Annotated in this window: 19 protein-coding genes and 1 other RNA gene; 7 read left to right on the top strand and 13 right to left on the bottom strand. The window is 62.9% G+C overall.

Annotation, left to right across the window (positions count from 1 at the left end; genetic code table 11):
• Nucleotides 1-133: 133 nt before the first annotated feature.
• The 3 genes from lapB to ffs form a co-directional block, all read right to left on the bottom strand.
• Nucleotides 134-1,300 (bottom strand): lipopolysaccharide assembly protein LapB, encoded by a 1,167-nt coding sequence (gene lapB / locus EDF71_RS14830; RefSeq protein ID WP_133857345.1) that lies wholly within the window; start codon nucleotides 1,298-1,300, stop codon nucleotides 134-136.
• Nucleotides 1,290-1,601, bottom strand: coding sequence for a LapA family protein (locus tag EDF71_RS14825; protein ID WP_133857344.1), 312 nt, complete (start codon nucleotides 1,599-1,601; stop codon nucleotides 1,290-1,292). Before EDF71_RS14825 ends, lapB begins: the two co-directional genes overlap by 11 nt.
• A 98-nt stretch (nucleotides 1,602-1,699) precedes the next feature.
• Nucleotides 1,700-1,795, bottom strand: an RNA gene (ffs, locus tag EDF71_RS14820) — signal recognition particle sRNA small type.
• Nucleotides 1,796-1,951: 156 nt separating this feature from the next.
• On the opposite strand from ffs, the gene dnaX reads away from it, so the two are divergent.
• From dnaX to EDF71_RS14800, 4 genes are all read left to right on the top strand, one after another.
• The gene (gene dnaX, locus EDF71_RS14815; protein WP_133857343.1) at nucleotides 1,952-4,165 is read left to right on the top strand and encodes a DNA polymerase III subunit gamma/tau; all 2,214 of its coding nucleotides are present in this window, start codon (nucleotides 1,952-1,954) and stop codon (nucleotides 4,163-4,165) included.
• Nucleotides 4,166-4,229: 64 nt separating this feature from the next.
• Nucleotides 4,230-4,562 (top strand): YbaB/EbfC family nucleoid-associated protein, encoded by a 333-nt coding sequence (locus EDF71_RS14810; RefSeq protein ID WP_021028254.1) that lies wholly within the window; start codon nucleotides 4,230-4,232, stop codon nucleotides 4,560-4,562.
• A gap of 101 nt (nucleotides 4,563-4,663) precedes the next feature.
• Nucleotides 4,664-5,254, top strand: a complete 591-nt coding sequence (recR, locus tag EDF71_RS14805) for a recombination mediator RecR (RefSeq protein ID WP_133857342.1) — start codon at nucleotides 4,664-4,666, stop codon at nucleotides 5,252-5,254.
• A gap of 367 nt (nucleotides 5,255-5,621) precedes the next feature.
• Nucleotides 5,622-6,935, top strand: a complete 1,314-nt coding sequence (locus EDF71_RS14800; RefSeq protein ID WP_133857341.1) for an MFS transporter — start codon at nucleotides 5,622-5,624, stop codon at nucleotides 6,933-6,935.
• 107 nt (nucleotides 6,936-7,042) lie between these two features.
• Here the strand turns inward: EDF71_RS14800 and EDF71_RS14795 are convergent, their stop codons facing one another.
• Entirely contained in the window at nucleotides 7,043-8,164 is a 1,122-nt protein-coding gene (locus EDF71_RS14795; protein ID WP_166656547.1) for an EAL domain-containing protein, read from the bottom strand.
• A 232-nt stretch (nucleotides 8,165-8,396) separates the two neighbouring features.
• Nucleotides 8,397-9,203, bottom strand: a complete 807-nt coding sequence (locus tag EDF71_RS14790; RefSeq protein ID WP_133857339.1) for a ferritin-like domain-containing protein — start codon at nucleotides 9,201-9,203, stop codon at nucleotides 8,397-8,399.
• A 111-nt stretch (nucleotides 9,204-9,314) separates the two neighbouring features.
• On the opposite strand from EDF71_RS14790, the gene EDF71_RS14785 reads away from it, so the two are divergent.
• On the top strand, nucleotides 9,315-9,842 hold the full coding sequence (locus tag EDF71_RS14785; RefSeq protein ID WP_133857338.1) for a gamma carbonic anhydrase family protein: 528 nt from the start codon (nucleotides 9,315-9,317) through the stop codon (nucleotides 9,840-9,842).
• Nucleotides 9,843-9,910: 68 nt separating this feature from the next.
• The gene (locus EDF71_RS14780; protein WP_133857337.1) at nucleotides 9,911-10,900 is read left to right on the top strand and encodes an Hsp33 family molecular chaperone HslO; all 990 of its coding nucleotides are present in this window, start codon (nucleotides 9,911-9,913) and stop codon (nucleotides 10,898-10,900) included.
• Between the two features lie 21 nt (nucleotides 10,901-10,921).
• On the opposite strand, the gene EDF71_RS14775 is transcribed toward EDF71_RS14780, so the two are convergent.
• The 6 genes from EDF71_RS14775 to EDF71_RS14750 all read right to left on the bottom strand — a co-directional run bounded on the left by EDF71_RS14775 (nucleotide 10,922) and on the right by EDF71_RS14750 (nucleotide 16,207).
• Nucleotides 10,922-11,458, bottom strand: a complete 537-nt coding sequence (locus EDF71_RS14775) for a hypothetical protein (protein ID WP_133857336.1) — start codon at nucleotides 11,456-11,458, stop codon at nucleotides 10,922-10,924.
• A 111-nt stretch (nucleotides 11,459-11,569) separates the two neighbouring features.
• A complete protein-coding gene (locus tag EDF71_RS14770) occupies nucleotides 11,570-11,848 on the bottom strand; it encodes a septum formation initiator family protein (RefSeq protein WP_021028246.1) in 279 nt (92 codons plus the stop codon).
• 59 nt (nucleotides 11,849-11,907) lie between these two features.
• Nucleotides 11,908-13,194 (bottom strand): phosphopyruvate hydratase, encoded by a 1,287-nt coding sequence (gene eno, locus EDF71_RS14765; RefSeq protein WP_133857335.1) that lies wholly within the window; start codon nucleotides 13,192-13,194, stop codon nucleotides 11,908-11,910.
• 97 nt (nucleotides 13,195-13,291) lie between these two features.
• Complete coding sequence (locus EDF71_RS14760) at nucleotides 13,292-13,582, bottom strand: DUF1330 domain-containing protein (protein WP_021028244.1); 291 nt, start codon at nucleotides 13,580-13,582, stop codon at nucleotides 13,292-13,294.
• Nucleotides 13,583-14,440, bottom strand: coding sequence for a 3-deoxy-8-phosphooctulonate synthase (gene kdsA / locus EDF71_RS14755; RefSeq protein ID WP_133857334.1), 858 nt, complete (start codon nucleotides 14,438-14,440; stop codon nucleotides 13,583-13,585).
• A gap of 111 nt (nucleotides 14,441-14,551) precedes the next feature.
• A complete protein-coding gene (locus EDF71_RS14750; RefSeq protein WP_133857333.1) occupies nucleotides 14,552-16,207 on the bottom strand; it encodes a CTP synthase in 1,656 nt (551 codons plus the stop codon).
• 189 nt (nucleotides 16,208-16,396) lie between these two features.
• On the opposite strand from EDF71_RS14750, the gene coaBC reads away from it, so the two are divergent.
• Nucleotides 16,397-17,611, top strand: coding sequence for a bifunctional phosphopantothenoylcysteine decarboxylase/phosphopantothenate--cysteine ligase CoaBC (gene coaBC / locus EDF71_RS14745; protein WP_133857332.1), 1,215 nt, complete (start codon nucleotides 16,397-16,399; stop codon nucleotides 17,609-17,611).
• 57 nt (nucleotides 17,612-17,668) lie between these two features.
• Here the strand turns inward: coaBC and EDF71_RS14740 are convergent, their stop codons facing one another.
• On the bottom strand, nucleotides 17,669-18,694 hold the full coding sequence (locus EDF71_RS14740) for an Ldh family oxidoreductase (protein WP_133857331.1): 1,026 nt from the start codon (nucleotides 18,692-18,694) through the stop codon (nucleotides 17,669-17,671).
• Between the two features lie 12 nt (nucleotides 18,695-18,706).
• The gene (locus EDF71_RS14735; RefSeq protein ID WP_133857330.1) at nucleotides 18,707-19,291 is read right to left on the bottom strand and encodes a peroxidase-related enzyme; all 585 of its coding nucleotides are present in this window, start codon (nucleotides 19,289-19,291) and stop codon (nucleotides 18,707-18,709) included.
• Nucleotides 19,292-19,337 lie beyond the last annotated feature (46 nt).

The following is a 19,337-nucleotide window of genomic DNA, read 5'->3' as shown; positions in this document are numbered from 1 at the left end:
GAGCGCTGCGGGCGGGGCTGGGCTGCGTGGGGTCCGGTGCCGTGGCATATCAGGGCTCCTGCGCCCCAGGGCAGGGCGTTTCCGCATCCTAGCAGAAGCAACAGCGAAGTCCTATCGCTGTTTGGATAGGTTGTTACTGCTCTTCTACCCGACGTGGCGGGTAGCTGTCCCAGGATTGGCAGCCGGGGCATTGCCAGAAGTGCTGGCGTGCCTCAAAGCCGCAGGCGGCGCAGCGGTAGCGGGTGAGCGGCTTGGCAGCATTGTCCAGCGCGCGTTGAATGGCAGGGTGGTGCTCTTCGTGGCTGAGCGATTCTTGCGCAAGCCAGCGGCCGGCGGCCACCAGCGAGGGCTCATGGCGCAGGTGTTCGATGTACCAGTCGCGCCCCACGGGGCCGGCAGCTTTGTCAACAGGGGCAAACTCGTCCAGCTGCACAAGGCTTTGCATCACATCCAGCGAGGGGGAGCTTTGGTAATTGGCCTCCAGCAACGCACGCACCTGGGGCTTGCGCTCGTCGGTCTTGACCAGCTCCAGCATCAGCGGCGCCACCAAAGGCACCGACGAGGGCGATACCGAGGCCAGCTCCATCAGCGAACCCAGGGCCAGCGCGGGGTGGCCGCTCTTGTGCTGCAGGTGGGCCAGCTCGATACGGGGGCGCGGTGCGTGTGGCGCCTCGGACTGGGCTTGCTGCAGCAAATCCTGCGCGGCGTCGAGCTGGCCTTGTGCCAACTGGCCCAGCGCCTGTTCGCACAGGTAATGGGCAATGCGCACACTGTAGTCGCCCTGGTTGTGGCTGTGCATCAGGCGCGCAATCTGTACAGCTTGCGGCCAGTCATGGGCGCGTTCATAGATGGCCAGGCGTGAGAGGCGTGCCTCGTTCTCGTAAGGGGTGTTCTCCAGCCGGGCCAGCGCATCTTCGGCGCGGTCCAGCAGGCCGGCTTTCATGAAATCCAGAGCCAGCGCATGCTGGGCGCGCTCGCGCTCGGGCTTGCTGATGTCGGCGCGCGAGAGCAGGTGCTCATGCACCCGCACAGCGCGGCTGTATTCGCCCCGGCGGCGGAACAGATTGCCCAGCGCAAAGTGCAGCTCGGCGGTATCGGGGTCGTTCTGCACGGCCTCGATAAAGGCATCGATGGCCTTGTCCTGCTGCTCGTTCAACAGAAAGTTCAGCCCCTTGAAGTAAGCCTTGGGGGCGCTGCGGTTCTCGCGGCGGATCTGGCGCAGATCAAAGCGCGAAGCCAGCCAACCCAGCACAAACGCAGCTGGAAAGCCCAGCAAGATCCAGGAGATGTCAAATTCCATGAGGTGGCAGCGGGGTGGACTCGTCCGCAGGGGCGTTGGTGGAGGGGGTGGGTTCGGCCGCTGCGGTTTGCGCTGCCGCTGCACGCTGGGCGGCTTTGCGGTGCTTCCACCAGCGCGGCACCATGCCGATGATGCCGACAATCACGCCCGCGCTGAAGGCAAGCAGCACGACCAGAACCAGAGGCGCCTGCCATTGGGTGCCAAAGAACAGGTGCACCACCACATCCCGCTGGTTATTGAGCGCAAATGCAAACAGGGTGAAGAAGATGACAGCTTTGAGCAGCCACAGCAGGTATTTCATGGCAGTGACGGGAATGGCTTGGGCGCCATTCTACGTGGATTCCCACGCTTGGCCTGGAAAAGCAAATGCCAGCACGAGGCTGGCATTGGACAGAAGAAGGTGACGAGCCTGACCCCGGCACTGGATCCACAGTTAGGGCTGCTTGGTTCCCCACCTGACCCGGTTGGCCGCTTCCCCATGCGAGGAGGCCCGTCAGCTGTCGATTGTACCTAAAGAATGGGACCCCCTTGGCCAAGCTGGCCAAAAAGTCCATGTTCGTCTATGCCGCCAGGGCGCCGCGGCCAAAAGTATTGCAAGCTGCGCGCAGCCAGTGCCGTCCATGGCCGCGACTGACCGTAGAATGCGATGCTATGTCTTATCTTGTTCTCGCTCGCAAATACCGTCCGCGGAATTTCTCTGAAATGGTAGGCCAGGAGCATGTGGTGCAGGCGCTGTCCAATGCGCTGGTGCAGCAGCGCTTGCACCATGCCTATCTGTTCACAGGAACCCGGGGTGTGGGCAAGACGACGGTCTCGCGCATTCTGGCCAAGTCGCTCAACTGCACGGGCGTTGATGGCCATGGCGGCATCACCGCTGCGCCTTGCGGCGTGTGCCCGGCCTGTACCGAGATCGACAGCGGACGTTTCCCCGATTACACCGAGCTCGATGCCGCCTCCAACCGGGGTGTTGATGAAGTGCAGGGCCTCCTGGAGCAGGCCGTGTACAAGCCGGTGCAGGGGCGCTTCAAGGTCTTCATGATCGACGAAGTGCACATGCTCACCAATACCGCCTTCAACGCGATGTTGAAGACCTTGGAAGAGCCGCCCGAATACCTGAAGTTTGTGCTGGCCACCACCGACCCGCAGAAAGTGCCGGTCACGGTGCTGTCGCGCTGTCTGCAGTTCAACCTGCGCCCGATGGCGCCAGAGACCATCCAGGAACACCTGGGCCGCGTGCTGGTGCAAGAACAGATCGCCGCCGAGCCGCAGGCCTTGCGCCTGCTGTCGCGCTCGGCCCGTGGTTCCATGCGCGATGCGCTGTCGCTGACCGACCAGGCCATTGCCTTTGGTGGCGGTCAGCTGCAAGAAGCCAGTGTGCGCCAGATGCTGGGCGCCGTCGATTCCAGCCATGTGTTTCGCCTGATCGATGCATTGGCGCGCGGCGATGGTGCTGAAGTGGTCGATACCGTCAACCAGCTGCGCCACCAGGGCTTGTCGGCTGCATCTACCTTGGAAGACATGGCCGTGCAGCTGCAGCGCATGGCCGTGTTCCAGGCCGTTCCGGACAAAGCCCAGGCCGCTGCTGCGGAAGACGACGCTGAGCAGCGAGAGCTGCTGCGCCTGGCCCAGCAGATGCCTGCGGACGAAACCCAGCTGCTCTACAGCATCGCCCTGCATGGCCGGGGCGAGCTGGGCTTGGCGCCCGATGAATACGCCGCCTTGACGATGGCGCTGCTGCGGCTGCTGGCCTTCAAGCCTGCGGGCTCGGCTGAAAAAAAAACTCTGAATAGTGGGGCTGCGGCCCCGGCGGCGGCAGCGGCCAAGCCAGTAGCTGCGCCAATGGCAGCACCTGCTGTGGCGGTTGCTCCCGCTGTTGTGGCGCCTGTTGCCGCGTCTCCAGCGGCTGTAGTGGATGCGCCCGTAGCGGTAGTTGCTGCGCCTGTGGTTGCATCCCCGCCAGTGGCAGCTGTTACTGCGCCTACGCCGACACCTGTGGTGGCTCCAGTGTCCCAGCCAGCAACGGTGGAACCGCCGCGCAGCGTGGCTGCACCAGCGGTAGAAGCCGTCAAGCTGCCTGTGCGCAGTGCCGAAGATTTGATCCCCGCGCGCGCTGCGGCCGCTGCGGCGCCTGCTGCCATCGAGCCGCCGACCCCTGCCCAGACCGAGAAGGAGCTGGTGGAAGAGGAGCAGCCACAAGCCCATGACGACGATGCCCCGTCCGAGCCCGACAGCGATGCCGAGGACGACACCGCAGCGCCGTACTTTGAGGATGTGCCGATGGAGGCCTATGCGGATGACGAGCCATCTGCGCAGGCCGATCTGCCCGATGCGGCGCCGGTGGCGCAGCCATCTGCTGCAGCCGCGCCCGAGCCTGCCAGCCTGATTGCCTTGCCGGTGCAAACCCCGCAGGCCAGTGAGCTGGACCGGCCCGCTGCCAGCTTTGGCGAGAACCTGGGCCGCGTGCCCGCCGAGTTTGAGGACACGGAAGAGGGGCGCTTTTGGAACGACACCGTGGTCGGCCTGGTGCAGGCCGAGGCGATCACGGCGGTGGCACGTCAATTGGCGCTGCGCTCGCAACTGCTCAAGCGCGAGGCCGACGAGTGGTGGCTGCGGGTGGACCTGGAGTCGCTCGCCCAGCCCGGTACGATCGAGCGCCTGCGCACCGCGCTGGTGGCCGCCGGCCTGGTGGGCAAGATCCAGGTGTCCGTTGGCGCCGTAAGCGACTGCCCGGCGCGGCGCAAGGCCCATGCCGTGCAGGCCCGCCAGCGCGCGGCAGAAGACACCGTGCGCCAGGATCCCTATGTCCAGTCTTTGATACAGCAATTTGGCGCGAAAATAGTGCCCGGTAGCATTCAGCCTCTATGATGCGGCGTTCGCTGGCAGATGGGTGCTCCCGCCTGCCGCAGGTTTTTATACAGAAGGATTTTCCATGTTCAACAAAGGACAACTCGCTGGTTTGATGAAGCAAGCCCAGGCCATGCAGGACAACCTGAAGAAGGCCCAGGACGACCTGGCCAACATCGAGGTCGAAGGCGAGTCCGGTGCCGGCCTCGTCAAGGTGCTGATGACCTGCAAGCACGACGTCAAGCGCGTGACCATTGACCCAAGCCTGCTGTCCGAAGACAAGGACATGCTGGAAGACCTGGTGGCTGCTGCCTTCAACGCCGCCGTGCGCAAGGCGGAAGAGACCAGCAACGAGAAGATGGGCAAGATCACCGCTGGCATGCCAGGCCTGCCCGGCGGCATGAAGTTCCCGTTCTAAGCGGGTCGCTTTGTCGCAAGCTTTTATCGCTACCAAGCCGTTGGCTGCTCTGCGCGGCCAAGGGCTTGTCTGTCTGATGTCCACTCCGATGGGTGCTGGCCATGTCTGATACCGGCACCTTGGATGCGCTGGTGCAGGCCCTGCGCCGCCTGCCCGGGGTGGGGGTCAAGTCGGCATCGCGCATGGCTTTTCACCTGCTGCAAAACGACCGCGAGGGGGCTGAGCTGCTCTCCCGCGCCTTGCATGAGGCCAGCAGCCGCGTGCAGCACTGCGAGCGCTGCCACACCTTTACCGAAAACCGCATTTGCGACACCTGCCTGGATGAAGGGCGGGATGCCGCACGCCTGTGCGTGGTGGAGACCCCGGCCGACCAGGCCGCGCTGGAGCGCACCGGTGCCTACAAGGGCTATTACTACGTGCTGATGGGGCGTTTGTCGCCGCTGGACGGCATTGGCCCGCGCGATATCGGTGTGCAGCAATTGCTGCAGCGGGCCACCGATGGGGTGGTACAGGAGGTGATCCTGGCTACCAATTTCACCGCCGAGGGCGAAGCCACCGCCCATGTGATCGGCGAGGCCTTGCAGCGCAAGGGCATTGGCTTCACGCGCCTGGCCCGTGGTGTGCCCATTGGCAGTGAGCTCGAATATGTGGACCTGGGCACCATCGCCCATGCGCTGGCGGATCGCCGCTGAAGCCTTGCTGATGCGGGGCCTCAGCGCCTTTTCCCATGGATTCATGGGCTTGTACTGTCTCGAGGCCAATGCGTCCCGCAGCCTGGGAAAACTTCTTTGCCTGCACCGCCATCAGGGGCAAATGCCGCTTTGGCGGTCTTTGCCTTGCTTGCGACCGATTACAATTCAATGCTGATCTATATGGTTATTCATGCGTTTCATGCATGAATGGACGCCGGTGCGGTCTGTGTTTTCCTGGATTTGCCCGCCTTTCTGTCTCGCACGCCTGTCGCCCTGGCTGCACCGTTCATCAGATCATTCTCCGCTCTCGTTATTGCATCTAGCCGTGTTGCTGCCGGCTGTGCCTCGTGTTTTTTAGGATTTTTGCGTGCAATCTACTGCTGTATCCAAGCGAAATATTCTGGCCGCTGTCATTGGCAATGCGCTCGAATGGTATGACTTTCTGGTCTTTGCCTTCATGACGCCCATCGTGGCGAAGCTGTTCTTCCCCTCCAACCCCAACGATCCCAGCGATGACCTCAACCGCATCCTGATGACCACGGCCGTGTTTGGCGTGGGCTTCTTTATGCGCCCCGTGGGCGGCATCCTGCTGGGCCTGTACGGCGACCGCAAGGGCCGCAAGGCGGCGATGGTGATGGTCACCGGCATCATGGCCGTGGCCATTGCGCTGATCACCTTCGCGCCCACCTACCAGGGCGTGGGCATCTGGGCTCCCATCTTCATCGTGCTGGCGCGCTTGCTGCAAGGCTTTGCTGCGGGTGGCGAGTTCGGCACCTCGACCGCTTTGCTGATCGAGCTGGCCCCCAAGGGCAAGCGGGGCTTTTATGGCTCCTGGCAGATGACGGGCCAGATGGCAGCGCTGTTGATCGGTGCAGCCGTGGGTACCTTGATCACCGACTTTTTCACGCAAGAGCAGCTGATGTCCTGGGCTTGGCGTATTCCCTTTGCCGTGGGCCTGTTGATTGTGCCGGTCGCTATCTATATCCGCCGCCATGTGGAAGAGCCAGAGACCTTTGTGAAGATGCAAGCCGCGCAAAAGGCCGGCACCGTCAAGCAAGTCGGTGTGCTGGAGATGCTGCGCACCCATGCACGTGAGACCCTGGTCGGCATGGGCCTGGTGGTCACGGCAACGGTGTCGATCTACATCACCTTCACCTACCTAGTGACCTATTCCACCGTGACCCTGAAGCTGCCGCTGCACGATACCTTCATGGTGCAGATGGCCGGTGCGGCGCTGATGGTCGTGCTGATGCCCTTCATGGGTGCCTGGTCGGACCGTGTGGGCCGCCGTCCGCTGATGATTGGCTCGCTGCTGGGTTACCTGCTGGTGCTGTACCCGCTGTACGCCTGGCTGACCGATGGTCCCACCATCGCCAAGCTGATGACTGTGCAAGTGGTCGTGTGCCTGTTTGTGTCGGTGTTCTTCGGTGTCTTTAGCACGGTGATGGCTGAGCTGTTCCCCGCCAATGTGCGTTCGGTCGGCATGTCCATGGCCTACAACATCGCCGTGATGGTGTTTGGCGGCTTTGCCCAGTTCATCGTGACCTGGCTGATCAAGACCACCGGCTCGACCATGTCGCCTGCTTTCTATGTGATGTTTGGTGTGACCCTGGGTCTGATTGCGGCCTTCTTTATCCGGGAGCGCGCGCACGAAGACCACCTGGATGACGACATGGTGTAATCGCCCCGGTCAGCACCCACGGCGGTGCTGACCAACGCGCTACCCACAAAAAAGCCCGGTGCTGATGCAGCACCGGGCTTTTTTGTGGGTGATGGGACGATGTCTGATTAGGCCAGTGCAGACAGCATGGACTCCCACTGCGGGGCCAGCAGGCGCACCGATTGGGCCAGGGTGCTGGGCAGCAGCTGGCTGGCGGCCTGTTCTACCTCCATGCCCAGAATATGGCCGAGCAGCAAGGCGCCGGCCACCAGTTGCAGGTTGGCTGCGGGCACATCCGGCCACAGCACCTGGGCCTGGCTGGCCAGCTCGGCACTCAGGCGCGGGTACAGCTTTTCGCAGTGCTGGATCTGGGGCAGTTGCGGCATCTTGGCGGCCACGGCCTGCAGCATGGTTTCCCAGGCCTTGAGGTGCTCGGCCGGGTAGGCCTGCACCAGCTCTGGCAGCGACAGGTAGGGCACGCGTGCCTGCAGGTCTTGCGACTGGGCCATGCGCAGCAGGTTGAACAGCAGCGCGGGGCGGTGCTGCAGCAGTTCGACCAGGGCTGCGGTGTCCACCTTGTTGTTCAGCGCATGTGCGAGCGCTGCCACATCGGTGGTGCTGGGCAGAACCACCCGGGCGGGGATGGGCTCAGGGCGGCTGACCGCATAGCCCTGCAGCAGATGGGCCTTGTTCTCCTGCGCCAGTTGCAGCTGCGCGGCGGACTCGATCTTGTCGGCGATCAAGGTAGCGCCAGAGATACGGCGCGCCCACTGCAGCATCAACACGGCGCGCTCGGCCGACAGCACCGAGAAGTCGATCTTCAGGTAGTTGACCAGGTCGTGCCAGGGCGCATAGGACGAATCCAGCACCGAGTGGTTGAAAGCGAGGGCAAAGCCTTTGGCGCGCAGGGCTTCCAGCGCAGGGCGGCGGGCCAAGGCCTCGGACGAGGCCGCATGGCCCAGTGATGGGATCTCGAGCACCACCTGGTCCACAGGTAGCAGATTCATATGGCTGCCACGCAGGCTCTCGAACGTGGTGTTCAGGAACAGCAGGCCATCGCCCAACAAAGGGGCGGGCTCAAGGTGCGACAGCACGGCATGGGTCAGCGCCAGGTCGGATTCCAGCGTGTGGGACGACGCGCTGCGGGAGCGGTTGAATATCTCGTGGCCAATGACAGCGCCTTCGGCATCTTTGATGGGCTGCCAGGCAATAGGGGGTGCGGGTGACGTGAACACCATGGCGGCTGCCATGGAGGGGGGTGCTGAAGGGGGCGCGCTCGTGTGTTGCATGTACGGCTGAACCATTGCATGCATCAGTGGTGCCTCACCAGCAACTGGCGCAAGCAATGTCTGCATTTCGTTATCTCGGGATCGACGTGCATTGTCCTTCATATCAGGCATTTCACGCGTCTGTGGAGAGAGTGGACCTGCTGGTTTTGTAGCAAACTGCACACGCTTTGGGCGTATAAAAAGCGTCCGTTTGTTACAGCTGCCCCTGCAGCCAGTCCAGTTCGCTCTGGCTGAACCCGGCCTCGCGGCGGGCAGACAGGTTGATCGGAGGGCGGGGTCGGGGGGCCTCGTAGTGGCCCACAAGCCAGCTGTAGTGCCGCTCCGGGTCCAGATCGCGCTGCGCGCAAAGAAACCGGTACCAGTGGTTGCCGATGGCCACATGGCCGACTTCTTCGCGCAGGATGATGTCCAGGATGGCCACTGCCTCTAATGCGTCTTCCGCAGAGGTTTGTTGCAATTTTGCCTGGATCTGGGGAGTTGCATCTAAACCACGGGCCTCCAAGGTGCGGGGTACCAAGGCCATGCGCGCAACAATGTCATCGGCCGTTTTTTCGCACATGGTCCACAGGCCCTGGTGCGCCGGGTAGTCGCCATAGTCATGGCCCCATTTGCGCAAATGGGCGCGCAGCAGCCGGAAATGCTTGGCTTCCTCGCCCGCCACCTGCAGCCAGTCCTGGTAGAAGGCCTCGGGCATGCCGCCGTAGCGCCAGATCGCATCGAGCGCCAGGTTGATGGCGTTGAACTCGATATGGGCGATGGCGTGCAGCAGGATGGCGCGGCCCTCGGCCGTGGCGGGGGAGCGCCGGCCCATGGCGGTGTGGGCCTTGAGCTCGGGCTTGGCCGGGTGGCCGGGCAGGCTGATGCCCTCGGGGACGGCTAACTGCGCCTGGGGTGCTATTGAAATAGTGGCTCTTTGCGCATACATGGCAAGGGCGAGCGCGGATTTTTCCTCGGCATCAGCCACACACAGGGCTTGCAAGGCACATTGACGTAATTCCATCCCTACAATTATGAGGCTGGCGCCCCCTGAGGGCGTGCAAGGCAGGCATGGCCCCGTGCTCGCAAGCAGGAGTGGGGCCCTGACCCGGAACCCTAACCCGATGGAGACAAGATGGCGAAGTATGAACTCGATGGGGTGCAACCGCAGGTTGCCGCCTCGGCTTGGATTGCAGACAGTGCGCAGGTGATTGGCCGCGTGGAGATGGCCGCAGACAGCAGTGTGTGGTTTGGTGCCATTCTGCGCGGAGACAATGACCCGATCCGCATCGGCGAGGGCAGCAATATCCAGGACGGCAGCGTGCTGCATACCGACAAGGGCAAGCCCCTGGATATCGGCAAGCATGTGACCATCGGCCATAACGTCATCCTGCATGGCTGCAGCATCGGTGATGAGTCGCTGATCGGCATGGGCGCCATTGTGCTCAACGGTGCCAAGATCGGTCGCCATTGCCTGGTGGGTGCTGGTGCCGTGGTAACCGAGAACAAGGAGTTTCCTGAAGGCAGCTTGATTGTGGGTAGTCCCGCCAAGGTGGTGCGCCAGTTGAGCCAGGAGCAGATCGAGGGACTGCGGCGCAGTGCAGAGGGCTATATGGCCAATGCACGGCGTTTCAAAGCGGGTCTGCGAAAATTGCCGGATTGAGGCGCTGTTCCCCCGGGTGCCATGCCCGGGCGCAGCAGGCCTGCATGTATTGAATTGGAAGAATTACAGTGTCTGAACTGCATAAATTTTTGTTTGATGGGCTGCCCGTGCGGGGAGCCATTGTTCGACTGACCGATGCCTGGCAAGAGATCTTGCAGCGCCGCGCAGTCAATACCAGCACCGGTCCGTATCCGCTGCCCGTGCAGGAGATGCTCGGCGAGATGACCGCCGCCGGCGTGCTGATGCAGTCCAACATCAAGTTCAATGGTGCGCTGGTGTTCCAGATCTCGGGCGATGGCCCGGTGAAGCTGGCCGTCACCGAGGTGCTGACCAACCTGAGCGTGCGCTCCACCGTCACGATGATTGGTGATCTGCCCGCGGATGCGACCTTGACCGACATGGTCAATGTGCATGGCAAGGGCCGCTGCGCGATCACCCTGGACCCCAAGGACAAGCAACCCGGTCAGCAGCCCTACCAGGGCGTGGTGCCGCTGGTCGATGTGGATGGCCAGCCGCTGGAGAGCATGGCCGCAATCTTGCAGCAGTACATGCGCCAGTCCGAGCAGCTCGATACCGTGCTGGTGCTGGCTGCCAACGACAAGGTGGCTGCTGGCCTCATCGTGCAACGCATGCCGATCAAGGGCGAGGCCAATCTGGCCGCTGGTGCGCAGAACACCGAAGAGGTCGACCAGATCGGCCTCAACGAAGAGTACAACCGCATCGCCCATCTGGCAGCCAGCCTGACCCGCGATGAGCTGCTGAACCTCGATGTCGAGACCATCCTGCACCGCCTGTTCTGGGAAGAAAAGCTGCTGCGCTTTGTGCCTGAAGACGGCGAAGGCGGCCCGCACTTCGCCTGCACCTGCAGCCGCGAGCGCGTCGGCAATATGCTGCGCAGCCTGGGCCAGGAAGAGTCCGACAGCATTCTGGAAGAGCAGGGCATGATCGAGGTGGGCTGCGAATTCTGCGGCCAGCAATACCGCTTCGACGCCGTTGATGTGGCGCACCTGTTTACCGAGCGCGGCAATGACCCGCCGGCCTCCAGCCTGATGCAGTGATGCCGGGCGCCGCGGTGGTGCTCAACTGGCCGATGGGCTGATCAGGCCCTGGAACAGGCGCAGTTCGCAATCGGGGTCGCTGCATTTTTCGCAGTTCCAGCGGGCACGCGCGCCGGGGGTGCTCTGGCGCAATGCCATACGCAATGCCTGCAGGCCCGGCGCCTGCGGGAACCAGTTGCACAGTGCTGCCAGCGCCTCTTGCTCCAGCCGGTGTCCCTGGCTGAACAACAATTGAAACGCCTGCCCCTGGGCCACCAGGTGCAGGCGTGCTTGCATCAGCAGGGTCTGTGCCGGATCGGCCTGGCTTGCGCTGTCACGCATCGGTGGTGCCAGCAGCAGCACGGCGTCGTGCCGGGCCAGAAAAACGGCTGGCACCTCTGCCGTTGGCGAGTCGCTGAGTTGCGCAAAGCTGCAGGCCTGCAGCACAAATGCCGGGGGCGCTGCGGTATCGCACTGTGCCAGGTAATGCGCCAGTTGCTGCGCGAGCTGCTCTGCATCCGCACAAGCTGCCGAGGCCAGATAGACCGTCGGTAGCAAGCCTTGGGGGTGGGGCGTCATGGCAGAGGAGGGCGTCGCAGACATGCCGGCGATGATACGGCCAAAGCCAGGGGTGGGCGACAAAAAAGCGCCTCCTGAGAGGCGCTTGCTGGAGCTGGGTGCCGCGCTGCTTTATTTGCGCGTGTACTGCACAAACACTTCATTGGGCTTGACCATGCCCAGCTCGTTGCGGGCCTTGCCTTCGACCATGTCCATGCCCTGCTTGAGGTCGTTGACCTCGGTCTCCAGGCGCACGTTCTCACGCGTAGCGGCTTCGTTCTCCGTTTTCTGGGTGGCGATTTGCTGCTTCATGTCCTTGACGTAGGGCACGCTGCCGCGCCCACTCCAGAGTTGGGCATGGATGCTGACCAGAATGGCCAGCAGCACGAAAGGAACAATGCGAGAGATCATGGCAAACAGGGTTGGCAAGGGCGTACGGGCAGGGCCAGAGGCCATGCCCCGCAGCGGGCTTAGCGCAGATTGTAGAAGGCAGAGCGGCCAGGGTATACCGCCACTTCGCCCAGGTCTTCCTCGATGCGCAGCAGTTGGTTGTACTTGGCCATGCGGTCCGAGCGGCTCAGCGAGCCGGTCTTGATCTGGCCAGCGTTCAAGCCCACGGCGATGTCGGCGATGGTGCTGTCTTCGGTTTCGCCCGAGCGGTGCGAGATCACGGCGGTGTAGCCGGCGCGCTTGGCCATCTCGATGGCGGCAAAGGTTTCGCTCAAGGTGCCGATCTGGTTGATCTTGATCAGGATCGAGTTGGCGATGCCCTTGTCGATGCCTTCCTTGAGGATCTTGGTGTTGGTCACGAACAGGTCGTCACCCACCAGCTGCACCTTCTTGCCCAGACGCTCGGTCAGCACCTTCCAGCCATCCCAGTCGCCTTCGTGCATGCCGTCTTCGATGGAGATGATGGGGTACTTGTCGCACCAGGCGGCCAGCATGTCGGTCCATTGCTCGGCTGTCAGGCTGATGCCGCCTTCGCCTTCGAGCACGTACTTGCCGTCCTTGTAGAACTCGGAGGCAGCGCAGTCCAGTGCCAGAGCGATCTGCTCGCCAGCGGTGTAGCCGGCTTGGTCGATGGCTTCGAGGATCAGCTGGATGGCGGCTTCATGGTTCTCGACCGATGGTGCGAAACCACCTTCGTCACCCACGGCGGTCGGCATGCCACGGCTGTCGATGATCTTCTTCAGCGCGTGGAACACTTCCGCGCCCCAGCGCAGCGCTTCGCGGAAGCTAGGCGCGCCCACGGGCACGATCATGAACTCTTGCAGGTCCAGCGAGTTGTTGGCGTGCGCGCCACCGTTGATGACGTTCATCATTGGCACGGGCAGCTGTACACCGCCCATGCCGCCAAAGTAGCGGTACAGCGGCAGACCAGCTTCTTCGGCAGCGGCGCGGGCCACGGCCATCGACACGGCCAGCATGGCGTTGGCGCCCAGGCGGCTCTTGTTGTCGGTGTTGTCCAGGTCAATCAGGGTCTTGTCCAGGAAGGCCTGCTCGGCGGCATCCAGGCCCAGAATGGCTTCGGAGATTTCGGTATTGATGTGCTCGACGGCCTTGAGCACGCCCTTGCCCAGGTAGCGGCTCTTGTCGCCGTCGCGCAGCTCGATGGCCTCGCGCGAGCCGGTGGAGGCGCCCGATGGGACGGCCGCGCGGCCCATCACACCCGATTCCAGCAGTACATCACATTCCACGGTGGGGTTGCCACGCGAATCCAGAATTTCGCGGCCAACGATATCAACAATTGCACTCACTTTAGAGCCTTTCAGAGATTGAGAAAAGGGTTGGTGCGCTGCAAACGGGTGGACTGCAACTGCACGGAATCAAGGGGTTGGTAGGCTGATGCAGCGCTTAAACGCCTTCGACCAGCACCATGCGCATGATGGCGGCGCCGGCACGTGCCTCGCGCGCCTTGCTGTACTCGGGCGAGTCGTAGAAGCGGCGGGCTTGCTCGCTGTCCTTGAACTTCAGAATCACGGTGCGGCCGGGGTTCCAGTCGCCCTCGATCACCTCGACCTTGCCGCCGCGCACGCAGACTTCAGCGCCATAGGTCTGCATGGCGATGGTGCTGTACTTGCGGTACTCCTCGTACTGCTCGGGGTTGGTGACGGTGACGGATGCAATGATGTATGCGCTTGGCATTTAAGCTCCAAAATTGTTTTCCAGGAAACCGTTCTGCTTGGTGATGCTGTCCAGCGCCACCATGGTTTCGAGCAAGGCCTTCATGTGCTTGAGCGGCACGGCATTGGGGCCGTCGCTCAGGGCATTGCAGGGGTCGGGATGGGTTTCCATGAACACGCCAGCAACGCCCACGGCAATCGCTGCACGGGCCAGCACGGGCACCATCTCGCGCATGCCGCCGCTGGAGGTGCCATTGCCGCCGGGCAGCTGCACGCTGTGCGTGGCATCGAACACCACGGGCGCATTGGTTTCGCGCATGATGGCCAGCGAGCGCATGTCGCTCACCAGGTTGTTGTAGCCAAAGCTGGCACCGCGTTCGCAGGCCATGAAGCTGTCTTCGGGCAGGCCCACTTCCTTGGCGGCAGCGCGAGCCTTGTCGATGACATTCTTCATGTCATGCGGGGCCAGAAACTGGCCCTTCTTGATATTGACCGGCTTGCCCGATTGCGCGACCGCACGGATGAAGTCGGTCTGGCGGCACAGGAAGGCGGGCGTCTGCAGCACATCGACGATGCTGGCCACGTAGGGCACTTCGGCTTCGTTGTGCACATCGGTGAGGATGGGCACATTCAGCTCTTTTTTCACCTTGGCCAGAATCTCCAGGCCCTTTTCCATGCCGGGGCCGCGAAAGCTCGTGCCCGAGCTGCGGTTGGCCTTGTCAAAGCTGCTCTTGAAGATAAAGGGGATGCCCAGGCTGGCCGTCATTTCCTTGAGCTGTCCGGCCACATCCATCTGCAGCTGCTCGGACTCGACCACGCAGGGGCCGGCAATCAGGAAAAAGGGTTTATCAAGCCCGATATCAAATCCGCACAATTGCATGGACGGTGTTCCTTAAGGGTGGGGTGAGAGCAAAGACGCCATGAGAAACGCAGCGTCTTGGAGTGCTTTGTTTGTCATGGCTTCTGTGTGTGCCGCAAGCTGGCCGCAATTTTACTTGGCTGCCTGCTTCTTGCGATCGACTGCTGCCTTGATGAAGGCATTGAACAGCGGATGGCCGGCCCAGGGGGTGGACTTGAACTCGGGGTGGAACTGCACGCCGATGAACCAGGGATGCACCGCCTTGGGCAGCTCGACGATCTCGGTCAGGTGCTCGCGCTGGGTCAGCGCAGAGATCACCAGGCCCGCGCTGCGCAGCTGGTCCAGGTACTGGGTGTTGGCTTCGTAGCGGTGGCGGTGGCGCTCGGTCACCACATCGCCGTAGATGCTGTGGGCCAACGAGTCCTTTTGCACATCGGAGGACTGCGCACCCAGGCGCATGGTGCCGCCCAGGTCCGAGTTCTCGTCGCGGGTCTTGATGGTGCCGTCGGCATCCTTCCACTCGGTGATCAAAGCGATCACGGGGTGGGGGGTCTGGCGGTCAAACTCGGTGGAGTTGGCATTGTCGAGGCCTGCCACATGGCGAGCGTATTCAATCGTGGCCACCTGCATGCCCAGGCAGATACCCAGGTAGGGCACCTTGCCTTCACGGGCAAACTTGGCCGTGGAGATCTTGCCTTCGACACCGCGCGAGCCAAAGCCACCGGGCACCAGGATGCCGTCATAGCTCTTGAGCAGCTCGGCGGCATCGCTGTCATGGATGGTTTCCGAATCCACGTGCGTGATCTTCACGCGCACATGGTTTTGCATGCCGGCGTGCTTGAGCGCTTCGTTGACGGACTTGTAGGCATCCGACAGCTCGACATACTTGCCCACCATCGCGATGGCCACTTCGCCCTTGGGGTGCTCGGTCTCGTAGACCAGGTCATCCCAGCGCTTGAGGTTGGCTGGCGGCGTGTTCAGGCGCAGCTTGTCGCAGATGAGGCCGTCGAGCCCTTGCTCGTGCAGCATGCGGGGCACCTTGTAGATGGTGTCCACATCCCACATGCTGATGACGCCCCAGGATTGCACGTTGGTGAACAAGGAAATCTTGTCACGCTCTTCCTCAGGGACAGCATGCTGGGCGCGGCACAGCAGCGCATCGGGCTGGATACCGATTTCGCGCAGCTTCTGCACCGTGTGCTGGGTAGGCTTGGTCTTGAGCTCGCCGGCCGCTGCAATGTAAGGCAGGTAGGTCAGGTGCACAAAGGCCGAGTTGTTCGGACCGAGCTTGAGCGACAGCTGGCGCACCGCTTCCAGGAAGGGCAGCGACTCGATATCGCCGACCGTGCCGCCGATTTCGCAGATGGCGACATCGACCGCGTGGTCGGTGCCGATGCCGGCGCCGCGCTTGACGTATTCCTGGATCTCGTTGGTGATATGGGGGATGACCTGCACGGTCTTGCCCAGGTAATCACCACGGCGTTCTTTTTCAAGAACGCTTTGGTAGATGCGGCCGGTCGTGAAGTTGTTGGACTGGCGCATGCGCGTTTCAATGAAACGCTCATAGTGGCCCAGGTCCAGGTCGGTCTCGGCGCCATCGTCCGTCACAAACACTTCGCCGTGCTGGAAGGGGGACATGGTGCCTGGATCCACGTTGATGTAGGGATCCAGCTTGATCAGGGTGACTTTGAGTCCGCGCGATTCCAAAATCGCTGCAAGGGAGGCTGAGGCGATTCCCTTGCCCAGGGAAGACACCACACCGCCAGTAACGAAGACAAATTTGGTCATGTCTTTTAGGGAGGTGGGAAATTCTGATTATAAAGGCGTAAGCCAGCCCGTGCGGCCAGCTGCGATAAATGGGCTTCAATGGCCACGGGTTTGACTGCGATGGAGTGCTGCAAAGATAGCCGTTCTGGCGCTGCTCTCTTGTCTGCTGCAGTGCAGCGGCGGCGCTGTGCCTCTGCTACATTGGCGGGCATGAACCAGCTCCACGGAAAACATATTGTCCTCGGCATGTCGGGCGGCGTTGCAGCCTTCAAATCTGCCGAGCTGTGCCGCCGCTTGATCAAGGCCGGAGCGACCGTGCAGGTGGTCATGACCGAATCGGCCACCCAATTCATGACGCCGGTCACCATGCAGGCGCTCTCCAACCGCCCCGTCTACACCTCGCAGTGGGATGCGCGCGAGCACAACAACATGCCGCACATCAACCTGAGCCGCGAGGCCGATGCGATTGTGGTGGCCCCTTGCAGCGCAGACTTTATCGCCCGCCTGGTGCAGGGCCGGGCCGATGAGCTGCTGAGCCTCTTGTGCCTGGCGCGGCCCATCGACGCCGTGCCCCTGATCCTGGCCCCCGCGATGAACCGCGAGATGTGGGCCCACCCCGCCACGCAGCGCAACCTGCGCCAGGTGCAGGCTGATGGCGCCGTGGTGCTGGGCGTAGGCAATGGTGACCAGGCCTGCGGCGAGACCGGAGACGGCCGCATGCTGGAAGCTGCCGAGATCGAGGAAGAGCTGCAGTACTTTTTCAGCGCCAAGGCGCTGGCTGGCAAAAAGCTGCTGATCACCGCCGGGCCCACGTTTGAGGCGATTGACCCGGTGCGGGGCATTACCAACCTCTCCAGCGGCAAGATGGGCTTTGCGATTGCGCGTGCGGCCCAGGCCGCTGGCGCCGACGTCACCCTGGTGGCCGGCCCCGTGCATGTGCCCACGCCGCGTGGCGTGCGCCGCATCGATGTGCAATCGGCGCAAGACATGCTGCAAGCGGTGCTGGCCAGTGTTGAGGGCGCCGATGTGTTTGTCGCCACCGCTGCGGTGGCCGACTGGCGTCCAGCCCGCGCGGCCGACCAGAAGATCAAGAAAGACGGCAGCGGTGAAGTACCGCAGCTGGCCTTTGTCGAGAACCCGGACATTCTGGCCACCGTTGCCCAGCTGCCGCGCGCCCAAAACGGTGCGCTGTACTGCGTGGGTTTTGCCGCAGAAAGCGAAAACCTGCTGGCCAATGCCCAGGCCAAGCGCCTGCGCAAGCAGATTCCACTCTTGGTCGGCAATATTGGCCCGGCCACTTTTGGCAAGGACGACAACGCCTTGCTGCTGGTCGACGCGCAAGGCCACCAGGAGCTGCCCCATGCCAGCAAGGCGGCCTTGGGCGAGCAATTGGTGGCCGAGATCGCCAAGCGCATCGCGCGCTAGTCCGTCTAACAGCTCCGTAGCTTGCAGCCGCCAAGATGGGCGGCTGTTTGCTTTGCGTCAGTCCAACAAGGCCAGGATCTCGGCGTGCAGCTTACGCGGCAGGCTAATGCCTTGCTGCGCACTCAGGGCCCGCGCGGCATAGCGCCGCTCGGAAGGCAGGCGTGCCCCCTGGCCTTTGATCGCCGCAAACATGGCCTCGGCACGCGCCTGGTGGCCGGGCCAGTCTTCACCGGCAAAACTCTGCGGATCAAAAGCCAGCACCAGGTGGCCGTGGCAGGGCATGCCGCCAGCACCGGCATCGAGCGCCATCGATTCCTGGCTGCCCAGGTCGCCAATCAGCATTCCGGCCATCAACTCCACCATGGTGGCCAGGGCAGAGCCCTTGTGGCCGCCAAAGGTGCGCATGGCGCCCTGGGCCACGGCTGCCGGGTCGGTTGATGGCTGGCCTTGCGCATCGACGCCCACGCCTTCAGGCAGCGGGGTACCGGCGCGGCGGTGCAGATCCAGATCGCCGCGCGCAATGGCGCTGGTGGCAAAGTCAAACACATAGGGGTAGGGGCCGGGCCGGGGCCAGCCAAAGGCGATCGGGTTGGTGCCAAACACCCCTTTGGTACCGCCGGCTGGTGCCACCCAGGCATGGCTGGGTGTCATCACCAGGGCGGCCAGGCCTTGGTCGGTGAGCATCTCCACCTCCGGCCACAGCGCCGTGAAGTGGAAGCAGTGGTTGATCACTAAGGCGCCCATGCCCAACTGGCGGGTGGTTGCCACCAGGGGCGGCAGGCCCACTTCCAGCGCCCAAGGCGAGAAGCCACGTTGGGCATCGACCCGGGTAATGGCGCCTTGCGTGGGCTGCAGCAGTGGCGGGGCTTGCAGATCCACCAGGCCGGTGTGGATGGTCTGGGCCGCGCTCAGGATGCGGTAGGCGCCATGGCTTTGGCAGGCATCGCGCTGGCCTGCGACCACGATGCGGGCAATGGCCTGGGCGTGGGGCGCGCTCAAGCCCAGGTGCTGCAATACCTGCAGCGCCAGGCGCTGCAGGTCGGCTTCGCTGATCAGCAGGCTGTCTTCTCGTCCTTGATCCATGCCTTGCCTTCCTTATGCCTTGCTGCGAGGAATGCGGCCCATCAGATAGAACTCGTCATTGGGTTGCATCCCGGCAAAGCTGGCCATGCGGTTGCTCAGGCCAAAGAAGGCGGTGATGGCTGCGATGTCCCAGATGTCTTCGTCATCAAAGCCATGGGCATGCAGGGCGCTGAAATCGGCTTCATCGATCTTCTGCGAGCGGGTGCAGACCTTCATCGCAAAATCCAGCATGGCGCGCTGGCGTGCCGAGATATTCGCCTTGCGGTAGTTGACGGCCAACTGGTCGGCCAGCATCGGGGCCTTGTCATAGATGCGCACCAGCGCGCCATGCGCAACCACGCAGTACAGGCATTCGTTGTGGGCGCTGGTGACGGTGACGATCATCTCGCGCTCGGCCTTGCTCAGGCTGCTTTCCTCACGCTCCATCAGCGCATCGTGGTAGGCAAAGAAGGCGCGCCATTCTGCCGGACGGCGCGCAAAGGCCAAAAACACATTGGGGATGAAGCCGGCCTTTTCCTGCACCTGGGCGATGCGGGCCTGGATGTCTTCAGGCAGGCTCTTGAGATCGGGCAGGGGGTAGCGCGCAGTTGCAGCCATGGTCATGTCTCCACAGGGTTGTTCTGCGGACCATCATAGATGCAAG

This window comes from Comamonas sp. JUb58, assembly GCF_004364775.1.
GTDB lineage: Bacteria > Pseudomonadota > Gammaproteobacteria > Burkholderiales > Burkholderiaceae_C > Comamonas.
This window is presented reverse-complemented; position numbering and strand designations above follow the sequence as displayed.